Below are 21,202 nucleotides of genomic sequence, written 5' to 3'. Positions count from 1 at the left end.
AAGTTATTTATTCGATTTTAATACTTTGGTATTGCCCCCTGTTTCCAAATGGATATTGTGGACTTTATTGGCTTTCCAACGGCCCATCGTAAAGTCAGGAATAGCAATGGGTTTTGAACCGTTCGCTACCGACCATTCGCTCAGCGGTGCAATAGACGACCAAGAAGCCGCATCATAAACATCCATATCAACAGGTAAGCCATTACGCAAACAGTCGATCAGGCGCCAATCCATGATAAAGTCCATGCCTCCATGCCCCCCTACTTCTTTCGCCATCTCACCAATCTGACTGATGATCTTCGGCGTGTTCTCCGCCTCAATTTTCTTGAACTCATCATCATCCATGAATTTTTCATGCCCAATAGCCAATTTCGCAGGCAATGGATATTTCTGAGCAAAAGCCTTTGTTCCTGAAATTAAATGTATGCGCGAATAAGGTCTTGGTGTACTTACGTCATGCTGAAGCATAATGGTACTGCCGTCATTATTCTTAATCGTTGATGTATTCATGTTACCACGAAAAGGATATTTAAGATACTTCTCAAATTCCTTATTGGTCTTTGCCAACTCTTCCGTCTTTGGTCGAAGGGAGAAATCATTCGAAGCCATCGAAGTCATGAATTCCATCTTATTGCCACGGTTGATTTTAAGAACTTGAGCAATCGGGCCCAAACCATGTGTTGGATATAGGTTTCCGTTGCGCTTTGCATTCTCCATCAAGCGCCATTTCTCAAATCGCGCCTCATCTTTGAACAGACTTTCCAAGATATCGTGGATATAAGCGCCTTCACAGTGAACAATATCACCGAAAAAGCCTTGTCTTGCCAAATTCAGCGTCAGCATCTCAAAGAAATCATAACAGCAATTCTCCAGAATAACACAATGTTTTTTAGTGCGTTCTGAAGTCATGACCAACTGCCAACATTCCTCAATCGTCACTGCCGCTGGAATCTCAACCGCAACATGCTTCCCTTGTTCCATCGCATAGATAGCCATCTCCGCATGCAGAGCCCAGTTGGTAGCGATATAAACAAAATCGATATCGTCGCGGCGACACATCTCCTTCCACGACTCCGCCTTACCGCTATATATCTTTGCTTCATGACCGGAAGTCACAATACGCTTTTTCGCCGCTTGTGCTTTCTCATCACGGATATCACAAATCCCCTTGATGGATACGCCTTCAATCATACTCAAACGGTAAACCGCTGCCGAACCACGATTTCCAACGCCCACAAAACCGGTACGTACCGTGGATAAGGCTGGTGCAGCATAACCCGACATATTAAATATTGGCTTATAGCTTTGCTGAGACTCTCGAAGAATTTGATGATAGTTACTTTGCTCGTCCAACGGACTTGCAGAGACTTTGTTGGAAAGAATACCTAGACCGGCAAGTCCAGATAACTTAAGAAATGATCTTCTATCTGTTGACATAATATTAAGTTTTGGTTAGTAGGATATTTAATTAAAGAAACGGGAATTGTAGACGATATCCAAGCCTCTTCTATCCTAATCTACGGCACCGTTATCGGTAATTGTTTTTTATAAAATGTTTTAGTAGCTGCACAAAAAGGGTTCAACACTGTTTACCGCATCTTCCTGCAGGCGTCGTAACTAGATTTGCTTTAAACCCTTTCAAAGCCCTTTCAAACCCAATACAAACCCCAATCATAACCATTGCGAATTGGGATTGATTGGGCTTTGAAAGGGTTTATCAAGGCTCGATACTGCTCTATGCTCCGATGCATTGTATAGGTTGATATGTTGATTGAATGATGAACTAAATACTATACTCCGGCTTCCACACTTGTTCCTGATGCGTTTCCATCGCAATATTCGCCATGTGGCTCGCAATCGCAACATCTCTGCCTGTATACACATCCGCAGCAGGCTTCTTCCCTGTCCGAATACATTCCAAAAAGTCGACCAAAGCGTAGTAAGTAGGGTCCTTTTTCAATGGATCTAAATCTGAAAAGTCTACTATTTCGCCGTCGCCGTAATGAACAGCCTTCGTAGCACCCGTCACGCCATCGACAGTCCCTATTTCTCTTTTTACATTCTCCGAAAATAAACGGGCTTGATCTTGCGTCACTATAATTGATCCTTTATCGCCAAGTATACGAATACCATAACCCTTATAGGCATTCGACAAGATGGAAGAAACGCTAGACTTTACGCCATTAGGATATTCATAAACCACTCGGACGTTGTCATAGTTCTCTCGACCATCTTTCCAATAATCCACTCCCCCAATACCGGTTACTCGCAAAGGCGCAGCACCAACCATCCAGTTCACCACATCGATAGGGTGACCGCATAGCTCAGTCATCAGTCCGCCACTGGAGGCCTTGTACATCCGCCAATTCACGAAGCGCTCATCCATGCCCGCGGGAACCGGAAAACGCCAGTTTGAATTGCGATGATACTGACATTCATAATGCAGCACCTTTCCTAGCCATCCTTTATCGATAATCTCTTTGATGCGTTTATATAATCCGTAGTATCGGTATTGATGTCCCACCTGAAAGACCATCCCCGACCGTTCCACTTGCTTCACTAAATCAATCGCTTGCGGAATATCATAGGAGATCGCCTTTTCCAGGTAGACGTGTTTTTTATTTTGCAAGGCATCCACTGCCATCGGATAATGCAGATACAAAGGCGTCGCAATAATTACGGCATCAACCTTTTTATCTTTTACTAACTCTTTATAGTCCTTATAGACTTTTGCAGAGGGGGCTATCATTTTCTTTGCCGCAAGGATATTGTCTTCGCGGAGATCGCAGATTGCAGCGACCTCCACGTCTTTGATATCTTTAAGTAGGCTTAATAAGCCTCTGCCACGACTTCCTACACCGATTACCCCTATCCGTAATCTCTTCGCTGCATTTGATAATCCAAAGAGACTTAGGTTACCCGGTAATACGGCGATCCCCGAGAGTGCAATACTGCTATTTTCAATAAACTTCCTTCTGGAAATATGGTTATCTTTCATAGTTTAAATTCTTTTAATCCGAATATTTCGAAAGCTAGAAGCATCCTGGTGATCCGTCAGCATAATATGTCCTGAAACTGCTTCGCCATACCGCGAGCTATACATTTCAAACTTTGTTCCTGCGACCAAGGCACGAAACTCATCCGTACCGCGTTCATAACTTAAGATCTTCTTACCATTCAGCCAATGCTCAACCGAATTACCCTTGACAACAATTCTCGCTTTGTTCCACTGTCCGTGTGGCCTAAGCACTTTGTTCTTATCGGGCGCATAGAGCAAATAGGCCGATCCGGTTTCCGTCTTTGGACTGATGCCACCTTTGACTGATTCATGGTTAAAATCATCGATCATCTGATATTCCGGGCCGTTTAGTTCAACCTTTCCAGCCTTCGTTTGCAAAGGGCTCACCAGATACTTCACACCAGAGTTAGTGTTTTTATCCAATTTGAACTCCATTTCTAGAATGAAATCGCTGTAAACCTTTTTGCTGATGATGTCGCCTCCTTTTTGACCAGGAACGAGTTTCAAAACCCCATCCTCGACTTTCCAACCTTGCGTTGGAAAGCCTCCGCCCTTGACACTAGTCCAATGTTTGGAAGCATCTTTTCCATCAAATAGGGTTTCCCACTGGCCCTTAGATTGCCACATTTCAACGGAGCTCGATACTTTCGGAATTTCAATATTTGGCGAAGCCGTTAAATGTAGCCCTAATAGGATTGCACTGATTATTTTCATAGTTGCTCGATTAAGGGATTGTTTCAATTGGTGGCACATTTCTTTCAGCTCCATCATAGCCCTTGTTCTGATTGATCACACCTTTTGTATTGGCAGTAATCACTGTAGAAGGAATTGGCCAAAGCACATGGAATGGAGCAATATTAGCCACGTTTCCTAACATCGAGATTTTCTGATCGTAGGTAGGATTCTTCCGCTTCACGCGATCGAAGTAATAATTCTTCTCCGAGAAATTCGCTAAGGAATAGCCCTGTAGGTTCTTCGCCGCTAAGATGAACGAAATCCTGACCATTTCTGAATGCCGTGGCTCCTCGGTAAACAACTCTCTTGCACGCTCATCCATAATAAAATCTACCGTTACTTCCGCAGCCGTCATTGGTAAGGCCTTCGCACGGGTTCTAACTTTATTGATATCCTCAGCGGCCAAATCCAATTGTCCCTTCCAGAAATAGGCTTCAGCACGCAACAGATAAGTTTCTGCTAATCTAAATACATAGAAGTCGCCGTTTCCTCCTTGTGGGATTGCGGTTTTATTCTGCTCCGGAGCGTATAATTTATAATGCGGAACCGCATAAATACTACGGAACGTATCCAGTGGATCTGCGAAGTATGCTGGGTTTACTGGTTTTCCAAAATCTTTTGAATTCGGGTTGTTATATTTATACTCATGGTTGTCCACCCAGTTTGCATCAGCTCTTCTTAAATCGGTCGTTGTTTTCCATGTCGCGCCTTTATACGACCAAGTATCGTATTGGTAAAATCCGGTCAAGCGCACATTCGCATTCCCTCTTCCCAATGAGTCGTACATTGGACCTGAAGCAACCATGCCTGCTTTCCCCTCACTATCGCGCACAGGCGCCTGAAACCATGAACATCCGTAGTAGCGCATAGTAAACAAGCCGGCAGAACGAGCATCAGCAGGCGCTTCAAAGCGGTCTATTGTTGCCAAAATAGTTTCCTTATTGTTTGCCAGCGACACGTTCTCAGGCCTATGCAAATCCCACATAACGTTTCTGTACGTGTTCGCCGCGTCTTTACCAAAGCGCTCCGTCATTAAAGCATAGGGCCCATTGATGACAGCACTTGCTGTAGCGATAGCCTTATCAAATTCCAAGTTCGCGAGATATACTTTGGTCAATAAGTGATTAGCAGCTCCCTTGGTCAGTTCGCCTGCCGCTGCCGAAACTGGAAGCCATTGTGCAGCAAATTCTAAATCTGCTTGAATTTTCTTCAAAATTGCTGTGCGACTATGCGATTGAAAATCTAATTTGGCTCCTTCGATTTCCTCACCAATAAATGGGACATCGCCATAACTATGAACCAGACGATAGTACCAATAAGAACGATAGAAAAGTCCCTGTGCAAGCATCGCGTTCTTTTCATTATCGTCTTTAAATTGAACCGTCTCGCATTTTGAAATCAAAACATTACAATTCTTCACATTTTCAAACATTAAGACAAACATTTTCAGGAAGTTGTAATACACATCATTGTTCGGAGTCAATTTGTAAAAATCAAGTTGTGACCAAGGGGATCCCAAATCAGAAGCAGCGAACTCCATAATTAGATTATGTAATCCTTTGTTCATATTGTGCGTCTCTTGCTTCAAATCCCTCTTCAACGTGACAGCGAGAGAAGCTAAGCCTTGTGGATCCTGATAAACATTTTCGGGCGTGTAAAACGAAAGCGGCTCTGGATCTAGCCAGGATTTGCTACAAGAGAGCGTTATGATCGTCAGAAAGAATCCCGCTATGATTATATTTAGTTTTTTCATGATATTTCAGTTTAAATTATAGTGAGAAATTTACGCCGGCAGAAAATGTACGTGGCATAGGCATCGCATTCAACGCATTGGTATATGTGGTCGTCGGATCTGCCCCTGGATAGGCTGTTTCTGGATCCCAGCCCGGCCATTTGTCTATCGTAAAGACGTTTCGCGCCGCTAGGAAAATTCGTAAGTTCTTAACTTTAAGACGTTCCAACGTGTTTGAAGGAACGGTATAAGAGAAAGATAAATCTTGCAAGCGCAAGAAAGCTGCAGACTTATATGTACGTATACCGCCACCAAAAACCGTTGTTAGAGCATTCAGTCTTGGATAATCATTATTTCTGTTTTCTGCTGTCCAATATGGGAGATCATAGGTACTGCGTTTGTCATACGTATCGGTACCTCCTGCGCGCTGCGCTTCCTGCAGATTGCCCAGATGACCTAGTTCCGCTCTTAAAAAGAAAGTAACGTTAAAGTTTTTCAAGAAATCGATCGAGTTTCTTAAACCTAGTCGATGACGAGGACGTTCATATCCAATAAACTGCTTGTCAATTAACGCATCATATTTGAAGTTTCCATCGAGATCTTGCACTTTAAAATCTCCTGGTTTCAAGCCATATTTCGCTGCTTCTTCGGCTTCTTCGGCTTGCCATATTCCATTTATCTTATAGGTCCAGATTGCGTCGATTGATTGACCAGGAAACCATTCGTTGGTATAGTCTGGCAATTCTTGATAACCCGTTACTCCACTAATGGTCGTTTCGCCGAAGTCGCCAAACAGTTCTTCAATTTTGTTTCTATTTCCTGAATAAACGAAACTGCTATTCCATCTTAAATTTTCTCTATCGATGTTAACCGTATTGATTGAAAGTTCCCAACCCTTATTGCTCAGTTTACCGAGATTGGATACAATACTGGTATAACCAGTAATCTCAGGCAGTTTTCTGTTCATCAACAAATCGACTGTCGTCATGTCGTAAACATCAGCCGTAATACTCAATCTATTCTTGAACATGGCTAGGTCAATTCCCAAATTGTAAGATTCAGTTTGCTCCCATTTTAAGTCATAGTTCGAAAGCGTATTATTGAAAACCCCAATTTGTGTCGTCACTCCATTATAATAACGGTTTGAATTGACCGTTGCTAAAGCTGCATATTCTCCGATAGAGCGGTTACCGTTTCTACCCCACGAAGCACGTATTTTTAAATCATTGATTTGATCGACATTGAAGAAAGGTTCTTGAGATAGTCTCCATGCGAAGGCAAAAGCTGGAAATACCGCTCTTGGATTCTTTTTCCCAAATGCCGAATAACCGTCGCGACGGACAGATGCTGTGAATAAGTATTTATCGTTTAGCGTATAATTCAAACGTGCCATTGCTGCATCGCCAGTGGCTCTTTTATCTTCTGATGCTACTTTATGATCCGATCCAAATTGAATCCCGTGATAGCCTAACCACTGGTTTGGACTAAAGCTCTGATTCGTTAAGATCGAATGCCAACTATCGATCTTCTCCGCACTGTATAACAACGTCACGTCAAGCTGATGCATTCCAAACTTTTTGTTCCAATGCACCAAATGATCTAGCATCCATTCAAAGCTCGATTCCTCTTCGCGCTTTGCATACCCATCTTTATAGGTAGATCCTCCTGTAACAGTAGTTGAAGGATAGAAATCATAGAGTTTTGCAAACTCATATCGTGGCTGGAAGGAAACTTTATAATTGATATCAAACGGTAGTTTAATATTCATATAGACAGATGAAAATAAGCTGTTGATCTTATTTTTCTGGTCCTGACCACCGAGGTTATTGATCAATGGCGTAGCCACAGCAAAACTGTTAGGATACCAAACCAAATTTCCATCTTCATCATACATACTTCCGTAAGGACTCATGTTGAACATGGCATTGATACTCGGGATAATCTGGGTTTGATTTTTATCTGCAAACTGCGCGTTGATACCTGCAGATAACCAGTTTGTGATGGTAAAATCGGTATTGATACGGCTTCGAATCGTATTAAAATCATCACCTAGCATGATCCCTTCATTATCTTGATAACCGAGTGACCAATAGTATTTTACCTTCTCCGCACCCCCTGATATATTTAAGTTATAATTCTGTTTAAGACCTTGTCTGAAAACCTCATCCAGCCAATAAATCTCTTTTCCAGCCATATAATTATCCACTTCGATATCATAGAAATTCAATCGGCTTAACCATTCGCGGGTATTATCTGCTTGCGGATTATTACTAGCCGTTCTCCATTGCTCGAGCGTTACACCGTCAGGCAGGTTGTTTGGATTATTATAGTAGAAATTAGGCTTAGTTGGATTGTAGCCGCGCATAACGTCGGTTCTGAATTGAATGTATCCTGGTCCGTCATACGGCTTGAATGCGTGCATTAAATTCGCCACACCAAAATTAGCCTCCATCGTAATTCGCGGAGTTCCTGTAACGCCTTTTTTAGTCGTTACTTGAATAACACCAGCTGCAGCTCGCGCACCATAAACCGCCGTTGAACTCGCATCTTTCAAGATATCCATCGTTTCAATGTCTGAAGGATTGATATCCGCAATACTACCATTGAAGATAACACCATCCAATACGATCATTGGGCTAGTGGATGCATTCAATGATTTCGGCCCGCGCACTTCCATATCGCTTTCGCCGGAAGCGCGAGTACTCTGGTTGGAAATAAAACCCGCAACTGTACCATTTAGCATCTCTGTCAACTGTGTTGTCGGTTGATTTTTAAATTGGTTTGCATCCACGCGAGTTATTGAACCCGTCAGATCGCTCTTCTTCGCCGTACCGTATCCAATGACCACAACTTCATCTAGGTCAGCAGTAGTACTTTGAAGCTTAATTTGTAAATTGCTTTCAGCTCGTGTGACGGTATATTCATAAGTACTGAAGTTCAACATATTGAAGTATAGTTTATCCCCTTGTTTCACTTCGATTGTGAAATTACCTTGATCATCAGTTGCTGTCTTTTTTGTAGAGCCTGCCACAGATATGGTTACACCTGCCAGTGGTTCGTTGCTTTCCGAGGATACAACTTGCCCACGAACCTCGAAGGTTTGCGCCTGTTGAAGTTTAAACTCATGGTACGTTTTGATCGGAATCTTTGCGTGCAGAAGCGTTGGGCTGAGTGCCGCGGATACTGCCAAGAAAAACAAGTAGTCTTTTCTCATAATTCAGTTTTTTGTAAAGGTTATAGGATCGAATATAGCTATTGTGTCCGTACACAATGATAAAAAGAAACTTCTTTCAATAATTGAATTATCACAGAAATATTACCGACAGCGTTTCCGACGATTTTTAAAATAAATCATCGGAAAATGAAGTAACTTGTGTTAAAACAGCCTCTATTATGAAAAAAACTTATACCAATTTCTTAAAGGTCGGCATGCTGATGGTTTGCTTTGCAATAAAACTACCCGTAGTATGTTTAAATGCACAAAGCAAGGTCAATTGGGATGATAGGGCTAGCGGAACCTGGCCTATTGAAACACGACAAATTGGAATTAAATCAACAAAGGACGCTAGTATTCAGCAATCTTATCTATACCAAAGTAAGAGCAAGGAAAAACGACCATTGATTATCAGTTTGCATACCTGGGGCGGCAACTTCACTCAAAGAGATCCATTACTGAAATACTGTATGCAGGCCGACGTCAATTATTTACATCCGGATTTTCGTGGTCCTAATAAAAGACCGGAGGCTGCAGGTAGCGAGCTGGTAATACAGGACATTGACGATGCAATTCAATGGGCTTTAGATTCTCTTCAAGTTGATCGTCACAATATTCATGTAGTAGGCGTCAGCGGAGGCGGCTTCGCATGTGGATTAACGTATATGCGCAGCAAACATCCGATAAAGTCCTTCCATGCTTTCGTGGGGATATACAACTTGGAGGATTGGTATTATGAATCGCTGGGTCGCAAAAATGGATATGCAAAGGATATTGTTCGCATTACGGGAGGCCGGAACGATAAGCCAAATTTCGAAGAGGCCAGAAAGCGTTCGGTCCTCTTGATGCCAACTCCAGTAAAACAACGAAAAGACGCGACATTACACATTTATGCGGGGATCAACGATGGTTATACCGGTTCGGTTCCTATTTCGCATAGTCTGGAATTATATAACAAAGTCGTAAAGGATTTCGATAAAGACGCAGGCAAACGACTTATCCCTGTGGAGGATAGCTATACCTTATTGAAACGACGGACTAGTCCAAACTTCCAAGTGGAATCGAAAGCCTTTATGGGAAAAGACATTATCTATAGAAAACAATATGAGAATAAAGTCGAGGTCATCATATTCGACGGTGGCCATGAGATGCCGGATGAAAACCTTTTAGAACGCATATTCTAATCTTAGTTTATTTGAATTTTCATTAAATTGCAGCAACATTTATAAAACCTTAAACTCTAAACCATGTACATTAATTCAGGAATGAGATTTCTACTATCCTTGCTTGTGCTTGTGTCCCTTTGGAACTTCAGTTTTGCACAATCGAGAAGCAACCAGCTAATTCAGGTATTAGTAACGCCCAACAAGGCGGATTGGACCTATGCCAACAATGAAGAAATAAGCTTTAAAGTATCGATTGTCAAACATCAGGTGCCGATTCAAGATGCTGATGTAAGTTATACCATCGGCTGGGAAAAGATGGAACCTTTACAATCCGGGAATCTAAAAGTCAACGGATCGGAGGTTCAAGTCGGAAAACCATTAAAAGGCGAAAAGCCCGGCTTTATTCGCTGCGAGGTAAAATACAAATACGATGGTCAAGAATATAGAGGAATTGCAACTGCTGCAATCAGCCCCGATAAAATACAGCCAACGCAGACTCTTCCAAATGATTTTACGTCGTTCTGGAATAAAGAAATCGATGCATTAAAGAATATTGCTCTAGATCCGAAGATGACATTGCTTCCTGAGCTTTCAACAGCAACGGTTGATGTTTATCATGTTAATTTTTCGAACATCAATAACAGCCGCGTTTATGGCATCTTATCCAAGCCAAAGAAAGCTGGTAAATACCCAGCAGTACTACAAGTGCCTGGAGCCGGCATTCGTCCTTATGCGGGTATGGTATCTGTTGCGGAGAAAGGCTTAGTCACACTTCAGATCGGTATCCACGGTATTCCTGTAACGCATGAAACAGAACTATACAATTCCCTGTCTGCCGGAGCTTTAAGAAGCTATCCTTTCTTCAATTTAGACGATAAAGATCAGTATTATTATAAGCGAGTTTACTTAGGTTGTATTCGCGCTGTCGATTTCTTAACGCAATTAGAAGAGGTGGATAAAAACAACCTAACTGTATGGGGCGGTAGTCAAGGTGGTGCCTTATCGATTACTACGGCAGGTTTGGACAAGCGTGTCAAACATCTGGTAGCCCTATATCCGGCACTAAGTGATGTAACGGGCTATTTGCACAATCGCGCCGGTGGATGGCCACATATGTTCAATAAACAAAATGCGCCATTTATGGCTACAGATGTAAAAATTAAAAACTCTGCTTATTATGATGTGGTAAACTTCGCTAGGCAAGTCAAAGTCCCTGGATTCTACACCTGGGGATATAATGATGAAACCTGCCCTCCAACCTCCTACTACGCAGCGTATAACTTAATCAACGCACCGAGAGACCTTTATCTGGTACAAGAAACCGGACACTGGACATTCCAAGAACAGCAGGATAAAATATTGAATTGGGTTCTGGAAAAAGCGAAAGTGAAGAAATAAGAAAATCCAAAAGTAATTCTGCTTTAGGCAGATATTCCTATCAAAAAGCTTGTCCCTAAGAAAATAAATAACATACTTTCCTAGAGACAAGTTTTTCTTTTTTGTCTCCTAATTAAAATCCGCATATCTTCCGACAATCCTCAACAATCTCAGGCAGATTTTTATTTTCATGAACTACATGTTGTTCTAGGCATACGATACAATTTAAAATAACAGTATAAATTTTTACGCTCCTTTGTGGTTCAAAAAGAAGGATTTATCAAAAGTTTGCTTGACAATTTGAATATTTTCAACTTTCTTGTATGTTCTCATAGAAAATTTATATAATTTCAACTTCATTTCAAAAGCACTAAATACAAAAATGCCATCCGATTTAAGGCCGTTGGATCTAACGATAAAAGGGATAGTCGAAGGAGATGTAAAAGCGTTTGAAGCCGTTTATTTAAAATATTCAAAACCACTTTACCGCTACATCCAATCGATCACTAAAAATGAGGAACAATCATTTGATATTCTTCAGATGACCTTTATTAAGGTTTGGAATGGTCGTGAGCAAATCAATTTGGAAAAATCCTTTCAATCCTACCTATACCAGATCGCTAATAATTTATCAATCGATTATCTGCGTCAAGTCGCAAAAAATCTAAAGAAGCAAGAAGAAATCTGGAACAACAGCATGGTTTATGGCCTTTCTGTAGAAGAGGAATATCTAATAAAAGAGAAAAATAAGATTATAGATCAAGTTATCGAGCAACTCCCCTTGCAACAGCAACGTGTATTCAGACTTTGCAAATTAGAAGGCTATTCCTATGCCGAAGCGGCCCCTATATTGCAGGTATCCGCATCAACGGTGTCCAATCACCTAACGGCTGCTGTTAAATCAGTTCGCGAATTATTAATGAACAACAAGAATCATTTGTATTTTATATTATTCATTATCAATGAATTGATTTAATTTCTGTTTTTTTTTCATTTTCCACTAGTGTCTTTTTGATTTGGTTAACGTAATAACATTAAATAACCGATCACTAGATTATGTCAAGTTCTCCAGTTTTTGCAGAATTACTTAAAAAATATGTCAACAATAGCCTCAGTAAGGACGAGTTTCAGCAGTTCTTTTTGTTGGTCAACGAATTGTCTACTTCTGAATTAGAAGCTGTATTCGCTGAACTCGACCTTCGCCCTTTTGATTTATATGTAGATGCCAAGTTGGGCCATTCAAACGGTCGAGATTTAGATTCGGAGATCACAAGAATTTGGGGAGATATAGCTAAGGAATGTGCGAATGAGAATGATGCGAACGTAATTCCGCTTCTAACTGAAAAACGTTCAATCAATCCGTGGAAATGGATTGCTGCGGCGGTAGTTCTATTCCTTGGACTCGGTATAATATGGAAGCTCCAAACGGATAAGCAAGTTGCTCAGCACACTTTAGCCGTTCAACAATCTATTGTTCCTGCAGAAAACGAGTCTATCATCACTTTGCCGAATGGGAAAGAGATCATCATACGGGAGGATGCTTCAGGTGTATTATTTGAAGACGATGCATACAAGGTCGTTAAGAATGATCGTAATGAGCTATTATTCGAAACCAATTCAGATGCTGAATTACCGAAAACAAAAGTTGCATTTAACACGGTCCAAACTTCAACCGGCGGATTCACTTCTTTCCTCCTCCCCGATGGTTCTAAAGTTTATCTCAGCAGCCGGTCTTCCTTAAAGTTCCCAGTAAATTTCGCGGAAGATAGCCGCCAAGTTACCTTAAGCGGTGAAGCGTATTTTGAAGTCCAAAAAAGACCGAATGCACCTTTTCAAGTAATAACCGATAAGCAAGTTGTCGAAGTACTCGGCACACATTTTAATATCCGCGTTTACCCTGATGAAAGTCAACAACTGACAACCTTAATTGAGGGTAAGGTAAAAGTCACAGATGCTAAAGCATCCGGTAATGAGCAGGGTCTGATACTAAATCCAGGAGAACAGGCTTATCTATCAAACAATGAGCTCATTAAGCGTAAGGTAGAAACTGATGTGATAACCGGTTGGAAATCCAATCGCTTCATCTATAAAAACACCAATATTTACACGGTTTTAAAAGATATAGAACGTTGGTATGGAGTCGAATTTGTTTTCGGTATGACAAGCATGCAAAATCAGTTTATCTATGGAAATGTCTCAAGAAATGTTCCTTTAAACGAATTATTAGAAGTGTTATCGAAGAATACGACTTTAAAATTTACAAGTAAAGAAAGGAGAGTTTATGTGAATCCTTAATCTTTACAAGAACCAGCTCGATAATTAACCAATAGAGCCCTACAAATTACCGAAATAACGCTAACTGATAACCAATATAGCTACTAGAACGTCGTATCTCTACTGCGTTGTGCTAAGAGCTATCTAGCCAAATTTAAAACTATGATGCCAACAAGAATTGATTCTGATCAATTTGCATGTCAGGCTTCTCATCATTCCAAAAAGAAAGGAATAGTGAGATTTCTACGCCTGAAGTTCATTTTGCTGTCGCTGATATTAAGCAACTTGCAAGCATTTGCATTGACCTATGCGCAAGAAATTACCCTGTCGGTTCGAAACGCCAGCTTAAAGTCGGTATTGGACGAGATCCAAAAACAATCCGACTGCAATATCTTGGCCAACGAATCCTTTTTTAGAATTGCTAAAACCGTTACGGTGGACCTTCGTAATGTAAGTCTTTCAAAAGCATTGAACGAAGTTTTCAAAAACCAACCGCTAGCTTATTCTATCGAAAACAACATCATTACGCTAAGTCATCTAAAAACGAATAGTAACGACCGTAGTGCAGCACAGGCCACTGCGACCGGAACAGTTCGTGGTAGCGGTAATGCCGGATTAGAGGGCGTAACTGTTCGCGAAAAAGGAACGAACAACGTGACTTCGACAAATGCTAATGGGCAATTTAGCTTACGTTTGCAATCTTCTACTGCGGTATTGCAATTCAGAATCATCGGCTATGAATCACGTGAGGTTGCTTATCGTGGTACGCCATTAAATGTTAGTTTAACGAGTACCGATCAAAATATTGATGCTGTCGTCGTTACAGGATATCAGACGATCCGGAAGCGAAGCTTCACCGGGGCATCTACAACATTGAAAGCCGAAGATATCCGTCGCGATGGAGTGGCCGATGTAAGTAGAATGTTGGAAGGACAAGTAGCGGGGGTTACTGTTCAAAACGTGTCGGGCACATTCGGCGCGGCGCCAAAGATTCGCGTTCGCGGAGCGACTTCTATTACCGGCGAGAATAAACCATTATGGGTTGTTGATGGAATTGTTTTAGAAGATGTTGTCAATGTATCGAACGAACAGTTATCTACGGGCGACCCTAGTACACTATTAGGCTCTGCCGTTGCTGGTATCAATCCTGACGATATAGAAACCTTCGAAATTTTGAAAGATGCTGCCGCAACGTCCTTATACGGTGCGCGCGCAATGAACGGTGTAGTCGTGATTACAACTAAAAAAGGTAAAGCTGGAAAATTAATCACCTCCTACACGGGTAATTTTACGACATCGTTAAAACCTAGCTACTCTTCCTTTGATATTTTGGACTCATACAACCAGATGAAAATCTTTAACGAGATGGAAATGAAGGGATGGTTGACTTATACGAATGTTCTACAGCAATCAAGATATGGCGTATATGGTACGATGGCTAAAGAGCTTGGTTATAATCCTGCTACAGGCGGCTTCAACGTAGTCAATGATCCTGAAGCAAAAGCCCAATACCTAGATCGTTTTGCTCGAATCAACACCAACTGGTTTGATGCCTTATTCAACAACTCCTTACGTCAGGAGCATGCGCTGTCGCTAAGTGGTGGTAGTGAAAAGATACAGACCTACGCTTCGGCAAGTATGTTGCAGGATCAGGGATGGGCAAAAGGAAATGAAGCACGTCGATTAACGGCAAATCTTCGCACCACTTTTACTCCCAATGATAAATTAAGTTACGGCTTTTTGGCAAACGCCTATATCCGCGATCAGAATGCCCCGGGCACCCTGCAGAGATCCACAAGCAACCAAGGTGGTTTCAACAGAGAATTCGATATCAACCCATTCAACTACGCGTTGAATACCAGCCGTTCTACGCCTATCTACAACGAGGATGGCAGTTACTTCTATGTAAGAAATAACTTTGCTCCTTTCAATATTTTAGAAGAGCTCGATAACAACTATCTCGATATCAAGTCTACAGATTTTAAGTTGCAGGGAGAACTGAAATATAAAATTCTTCCAGAACTGACTTATTCCTTAGATGCCGCTTATCGCTATGTAAAAACATCACAGGATCATATGATCCAGGAGAATTCGAATATGCCGAAAGCATTTCGCGCGGGAACTATCTACGATGTAGACGGCGAAAACTCTACTATTGCTGCCATCAACCCTTATTTGCTTAGAATCTATAACAATGCCGAGGCGCAGCCAGTCTCTGTCTTACCTTATGGCGGTTTCAGAAATCGAGGCACAGTAGATATGGATAATTACACGTTCCGTAATTCCCTAAACTACAACAAGAAATTTGGTGAAGACCATCGCCTCGACTTATTCACCTTCCAAGAACTACGTTATATCGAACGGAATAACACGGAGTACAAGGGCGTCGGCTATCAATATGATCGCGGAGGTGTGCCTAACATCGATCCAAATATATTCTTGTACTATGCCATGCGTGGTGAGGCGTATTATGACGTTCAACCTACGCGCGAGCGCTATTTAGCCTTTGCCGGAACCGGAACATACTCTTTCAGAGATAAAATCAACATCGGTGGAACAATTCGCTACGATGGTACGAACGCAATGGGTAAAAGTAAGATTGGCCGTTGGTTACCGACTTGGAACGTCTCTGCATCTTGGAACGTCGATGGTGAGCCTTGGTTTGATAACCAAGAAGTACTTTCCAGCATGAAACTGCGCTCAAGTTATGGTCTAGTAGCGAGTATAGGTATTGCAAAGAACTCAGGATTGGTACTTCGCAACTCCCTATCCCCTCGTCCGGATATTGTTGAGAACGAACCTATCATGAATATCGAGCGCCTAGCAAATACTGAGCTGACCTGGGAGAAAATGTATAAGTGGAACCTGGGAACTGATATGGCATTCCTTAATGGTCGCTACACCTTGACGGTGGATTATTACGACCACAAGAGTTTTGACCTTATTGGCGACCTTCGCACTTCTTCAATCGGTGGAGAAACCATTAAAACAGCAAACTACGCTAACTTAACGGCAAAGGGCCTAGAAGTAACCGTAGGTGCAACCATCGTGAAAAATGACGATTGGAGATACCATACTTCCTTAAACTTTGGATATAACCAATCGGATATCAAGGATCTACGTGGTAATCCAACGATCAACACCTTGTCATCGCCGAACGGTGGGCCATTGCAAGGCTTCCCACAGCGCGGATTATTCTCAGTGAAATACGTTGGTCTTAACCCTGTGAATGGTGCACCATTGTTCGTCAACCAAGACGGTATTGTGGGCAACAATGTATATATGAATTCGCCATTCGTCAACAATCTCATATATGACGGCCCAATCGACCCGACTCTTTCAGGTGGTTTCAACCATATCCTATCGTATAAGAATCTACAGCTTAACCTGTTGATTACCGGATCTATGGGCAACAAAATACGGATGAACCCCGCATTCTTTGATACTTACACAGATTTGAATGCACTATCCTGGGATTTCGTGAACCGTTGGGTACTCAATTCGGATAATGAAGTTCCTTCTATTCTAGGTAAGCGAGAAGCGCAATTATTGTCAGGACAATATCCAAACAGTGCCTATAACTTCTCGGATCCTCGCGTTGCAGATGGTGGCTTTATTCGCTTGAAGCAAGTTAGATTAAGCTATAATCTTCCGAAGAAATGGGTCAGTGGAATCAAGTTCCAATCGGCGTCGGTGAGCTTAGTGGGAAATAATATTTGGCTTATCTATGCGGATGATCGCTTGAACGGACAAGACCCTGAGTTTTTCGCGTCGGGTGGTGTTGCCCTTCCGCTCTCTAGAGATTATACATTTTCATTAAAATTAGGATTCTAAAATCAATCGACAACATGAAATTTAAGAACATATATAAACTTGGCTTTATTTCGCTATTCTTCCTGGCAAGCTGTGATAAATATCTTGAGGTAGATCCGGATAATCGCGCTCAACTGAATTCGGCAAATGCCGCTCGTGAATTGCTTGCGACGGCCTATCCTCAAGCTTCCTATGTTATCATGTCGGAGAGCTTAAGTGATAACTTTTCAGACAAGGGACCTTTCGGTGGCTCCTTAGTCATACCTGCTAACCGCGATGTATATTTATTTATCGAAAATGTCTTGAGCAATGGTCCCGATACACCGGAATTCTATTGGGCAGCCTGCTACAAAGCAATTGCAGCCGCAAATCAGACCTTGGCGTATATCGAAAGTGAAGGAAATAAAGCACAACTGCTTACCTACAAAGGCGAAGCACTATTATGTAGAGCCTATGCGCACTTTATGTTGAGTGTATTCTTTGCTCGCTCCTATCAAGATCCGAGTCCTGAAACAAATCCTGGAATTCCTTATGTTAAGGAAGTGGAAGATGTCGTGGTTAAGAAATATAGTCGTGGTACGGTAAAATCAATGTACGACAATATTCAGGCGGATATTGAAGAAGGTATTAAACTGATTGGCGATCAGAACAGCGCGAATTCGGAAGCAAATGCTTATCACTTCAATAAACGTTCGGCCTATGCTTTTGCGACACGTTTTTACTTATTCAAAAAAGATTTCGAAAGCGTCATCAAATATGCAAAGCTTGCTTTTCCCAATGATGTATTGATTAGTTCAAGTATCCGCGACGTGATCTCTTACAAGCCTTTACCTTACTTTGTCTTAGCCGAAACCTGGTCTTCAAGAACACAACCTACCAACTTGCTAATGGCTACAGCACCTTCGCAGGTACATAACTATGCTATGATGCGCTACAGTGCCAATGGCGTGTTCGCAACGGCCTTCATGTGGAAAACCCCTCCTATCGCGGGTAGTTATGCATGGAATTTATACGGTCAAGAGAACGTATATAACATCCCTAAGTTTCGACCTTACGACTACCAATTGCAAACATATAACATCGCGATATTACTGACAGCAGATGAGGTTTTATTCAATTGGGCCGAAGCGAGTATCGAAATAGGCGATTATGATCGCGCATTACAACTTTTTCAGATTTACCTGGATAAAAAAGTAATTGGCGGCGGTAAGATATCGGATCTATTAATGCAGCGTAATTTCTCTACGCTTACTAACCCGAACAAGCGGGATTATTATATCACTGGACTGTTAGATTTCAAACGCCGTGAGTTTGCATTTGAAGGCATGCGCTGGCTAGACATGATTCGACACCGCATTCCGGTTCATCACAATGTAGTGGAAAATCCTGAAGGAATTACGGTTGGAGCAAATGATCCACGAAGGATTCTTCAGATTCCTTTAGAAGTTCAGATGAGTGGAATTGAAAGAAATCCGAGATAAATAGAAAAGTGAAGACATTATGAAAAAGACTATGATAAACAAGATAGACATTCGTAGAACCGGTTGGAGTTTATTTATCCTTTGCCTCTTATTCGTAGGAATACAATCGTGCAAGGAAAATGATTCGGTATCATCAGATTCCATACCAAACCTAGGAGGCTACAAGCCCGCAGGAAACCCAACAATAGACGCTTGGATCAAGAAGAATCTGACCGAGCCATTTAACGTGGCTGTCAAATATCAATACGATCCATTAGAAGTTGACTTCATGAAAAACACGACTCCCGCGAAAGAAGAATATGTTATTCCTACGATGGAATTAGTGAAGCAATGTATGGTTCACCCCTACTTAAAAAATAGCGACAGTGCATTTGTGAAGAGAATCATCCCTAAGCTTTGGGTGTTGATCGGCAGCGGGCAATATAATGACAATGGAACCGTGGTATTGGGGCAGGCTGAAGGCGCGAACAAGATCACCTTAATGGATGTCAATAAATACGATAAATCCAGACAGTTTGTACAGTCGTCTAACTACACCGTTCAGCACGAAACCGCTCATATCCTTCATCAGACCCGGATATTCTCACCACAGTTTAAATACGTGAATCCTGAATACTACACCACCACTTGGCACAACTATCCGGATAAAGAAGCCTTTGACTTAGGATTTGTAAGAAACTATGCAATGGCATCGGCGGAAGAAGATTTTGTAGAAACTATTGCCTATTTGCTGGTTTTTGGTCAGAAAGCATACGATGATCTCGCGAACAAGTCTACCCCTGCCGGTAAAAATAGACTGAAGATCAAAGAACAACTTGTCGTGGAATATTTCAAAGACAAATGGAATATGGATTTCCGCCAATTACAAGTCGATGTTCAACAAGGAATTAACGGCTATATCGCAGGTAACCAAAGCTAATCCATACAGTTATGAAAAAGAAACCAATATTTACAAGATATATTATTGCATTGCTTTCCGCCGCGCTATTTACCTGGGGCTGCGAAAAAGAAAGCACCCTTAGAAACTACGCGACGGAGAAGATCGACGCTAATTTTTCTAATTACGACTCATTGCTGACCAGTAGCCCGAACGGGTGGAAATTCTTAGCTTATCCGAATATTAAGGATTACCCATCCAACAAAGGCGGATTTTCATTTTTCATGAAATTCAATGAAAAAGATCAGCGCGTGACGATGGTCAGCGACTTTAATTCAGAAATGGGAACAAAAACTAGCGAGAGCAAATATAGTATCAAGTTTACTTCGCTTTCGACACTTTCGTTCGCGACCTATTCTTATATACACTTTCTTGCCGACCCGAATACGATGATGAACGGTGGTGAAAAAATCGGTTGGGGACATCGCTTAGACTTTGAGTATTCCATCCTCAAATCAAGCCCTAATCAAGATACCATCTATTTAAAAGGGAATCTGCAAAAAACCGACGCCATCATGGTGCGCGCAACGGCAGATGAAAGTAAAGCTTTTATGACCGATTTTAAATATGAGGATACTAAAGCTCGCTTCGCACAGGCAATTGCCGGAAAAGTAGGCTTGCACGTAAAGACTGGCAATAACCTCAACGTCATGACCCTTTCTTTGGAACAACGCCAAGTAGTATTCGCGAAGGATATATCGGCAGACTCCGTCTTCATCCATCGTACAGGAATCGCATACAACGGGGTAAATAGCATCCGCTTGAATCAGCCATTTGAGAGTGATGGAATTAAGGTTAATGAACTAATCTTAAACAATGGGAAGCTGGAAGCAAAAGATATTCAGGGAAAAACGGTTGAAGTAGTCGAACAAGAGTTTCCATCGATCGCTGCATTCAAGATGTTCCGAACAGGCGCATATACAACTATCCGAATTCCTTACGACAATACACGTTGGATCACCGGTTATCAGGCTGAAACGCTGGATTGGCCGCATCGCCGAGAAGTGCAATTATTCTTAGGCAATACAGCGGGCGCGGATTTGGGAATCTCTTTAGGCGTAATCACGGCATCGGTACGATTCTACGATGTAACGGTACAGTTTAAGCCAGCGCAAAAAAGATTCTTGTTGAACGTTAATTTTGGCTTTTACGATCAGGACCGTCCGAACGCGCCAGGAGCCGGAAAATCAACGCCAGATGAATTCTATAATAAGTTTACATTTCCTTATCAATATCGCTATACCTACGACGAGGATGAGGTATTCACGATGTATTATGAGGGCCCTCAGTTTGTGTATGCTGCGCAGTTTCCGAATCTCAAGAACGCTTTCAAGGAATCACTGATCGACGGTCGTTATTCTTTAAAATACACCAAAACAAGCAAACAATTACTTATCGCTTTTTACGACAAACGAACTGATAAGGTGCTTTTTGAGGGCATTCCATATTAACCA

The 21,202-nt window shown here is 41.7% G+C and carries 13 protein-coding genes; 8 read left to right on the top strand and 5 right to left on the bottom strand.

The annotated features are described in order from the left end of the window. Window positions 1-3: 3 nt before the first annotated feature. From DSM08_RS08560 to DSM08_RS08540, 5 genes are all read right to left on the bottom strand, one after another. Window positions 4-1,437, bottom strand: a complete 1,434-nt coding sequence (locus DSM08_RS08560) for a Gfo/Idh/MocA family protein (protein WP_149525770.1) — start codon at window positions 1,435-1,437, stop codon at window positions 4-6. Between the two features lie 346 nt (window positions 1,438-1,783). Next, window positions 1,784-2,998 carry a Gfo/Idh/MocA family protein gene (locus DSM08_RS08555; RefSeq protein WP_149525769.1) on the bottom strand — a complete coding sequence of 405 codons (1,215 nt, stop codon included), beginning with the start codon at window positions 2,996-2,998 and terminating at the stop codon, window positions 1,784-1,786. 3 nt (window positions 2,999-3,001) lie between these two features. Further along, complete coding sequence (locus DSM08_RS08550) at window positions 3,002-3,733, bottom strand: 3-keto-disaccharide hydrolase (RefSeq protein WP_149525768.1); 732 nt, start codon at window positions 3,731-3,733, stop codon at window positions 3,002-3,004. 10 nt (window positions 3,734-3,743) lie between these two features. Continuing rightward, the gene (locus tag DSM08_RS08545) at window positions 3,744-5,507 is read right to left on the bottom strand and encodes a RagB/SusD family nutrient uptake outer membrane protein (RefSeq protein WP_149525767.1); all 1,764 of its coding nucleotides are present in this window, start codon (window positions 5,505-5,507) and stop codon (window positions 3,744-3,746) included. Window positions 5,508-5,523: 16 nt separating this feature from the next. Then, window positions 5,524-8,700, bottom strand: coding sequence for a SusC/RagA family TonB-linked outer membrane protein (locus tag DSM08_RS08540; RefSeq protein WP_149525766.1), 3,177 nt, complete (start codon window positions 8,698-8,700; stop codon window positions 5,524-5,526). A 179-nt stretch (window positions 8,701-8,879) separates the two neighbouring features. On the opposite strand from DSM08_RS08540, the gene DSM08_RS08535 reads away from it, so the two are divergent. From DSM08_RS08535 to DSM08_RS08500, 8 genes are all read left to right on the top strand, one after another. Then, window positions 8,880-9,884, top strand: coding sequence for an alpha/beta hydrolase family protein (locus tag DSM08_RS08535; RefSeq protein ID WP_149525765.1), 1,005 nt, complete (start codon window positions 8,880-8,882; stop codon window positions 9,882-9,884). A gap of 81 nt (window positions 9,885-9,965) precedes the next feature. Next, window positions 9,966-11,264 (top strand): acetylxylan esterase, encoded by a 1,299-nt coding sequence (locus DSM08_RS08530; protein WP_149525764.1) that lies wholly within the window; start codon window positions 9,966-9,968, stop codon window positions 11,262-11,264. 361 nt (window positions 11,265-11,625) lie between these two features. Then, window positions 11,626-12,219 (top strand): RNA polymerase sigma factor, encoded by a 594-nt coding sequence (locus tag DSM08_RS08525; protein WP_149525763.1) that lies wholly within the window; start codon window positions 11,626-11,628, stop codon window positions 12,217-12,219. An 80-nt stretch (window positions 12,220-12,299) separates the two neighbouring features. Further along, on the top strand, window positions 12,300-13,538 hold the full coding sequence (locus DSM08_RS08520; protein ID WP_149525762.1) for a FecR family protein: 1,239 nt from the start codon (window positions 12,300-12,302) through the stop codon (window positions 13,536-13,538). Window positions 13,539-13,679: 141 nt separating this feature from the next. Continuing rightward, window positions 13,680-17,351, top strand: coding sequence for a SusC/RagA family TonB-linked outer membrane protein (locus DSM08_RS08515; protein ID WP_149525761.1), 3,672 nt, complete (start codon window positions 13,680-13,682; stop codon window positions 17,349-17,351). A 14-nt stretch (window positions 17,352-17,365) separates the two neighbouring features. Beyond that, window positions 17,366-18,811 carry a RagB/SusD family nutrient uptake outer membrane protein gene (locus DSM08_RS08510; RefSeq protein ID WP_149525760.1) on the top strand — a complete coding sequence of 482 codons (1,446 nt, stop codon included), beginning with the start codon at window positions 17,366-17,368 and terminating at the stop codon, window positions 18,809-18,811. A gap of 31 nt (window positions 18,812-18,842) precedes the next feature. Continuing rightward, window positions 18,843-19,730 (top strand): substrate import-associated zinc metallohydrolase lipoprotein, encoded by an 888-nt coding sequence (locus tag DSM08_RS08505; RefSeq protein WP_187774017.1) that lies wholly within the window; start codon window positions 18,843-18,845, stop codon window positions 19,728-19,730. 11 nt (window positions 19,731-19,741) lie between these two features. Next, complete coding sequence (locus DSM08_RS08500) at window positions 19,742-21,199, top strand: DUF4302 domain-containing protein (protein ID WP_149525758.1); 1,458 nt, start codon at window positions 19,742-19,744, stop codon at window positions 21,197-21,199. Window positions 21,200-21,202: the final 3 nt, after the last annotated feature.

Origin of the sequence: Sphingobacterium hotanense (assembly GCF_008274825.1) — a bacterium.
Lineage (GTDB): Bacteria > Bacteroidota > Bacteroidia > Sphingobacteriales > Sphingobacteriaceae > Sphingobacterium > Sphingobacterium hotanense.
This window is presented reverse-complemented; position numbering and strand designations above follow the sequence as displayed.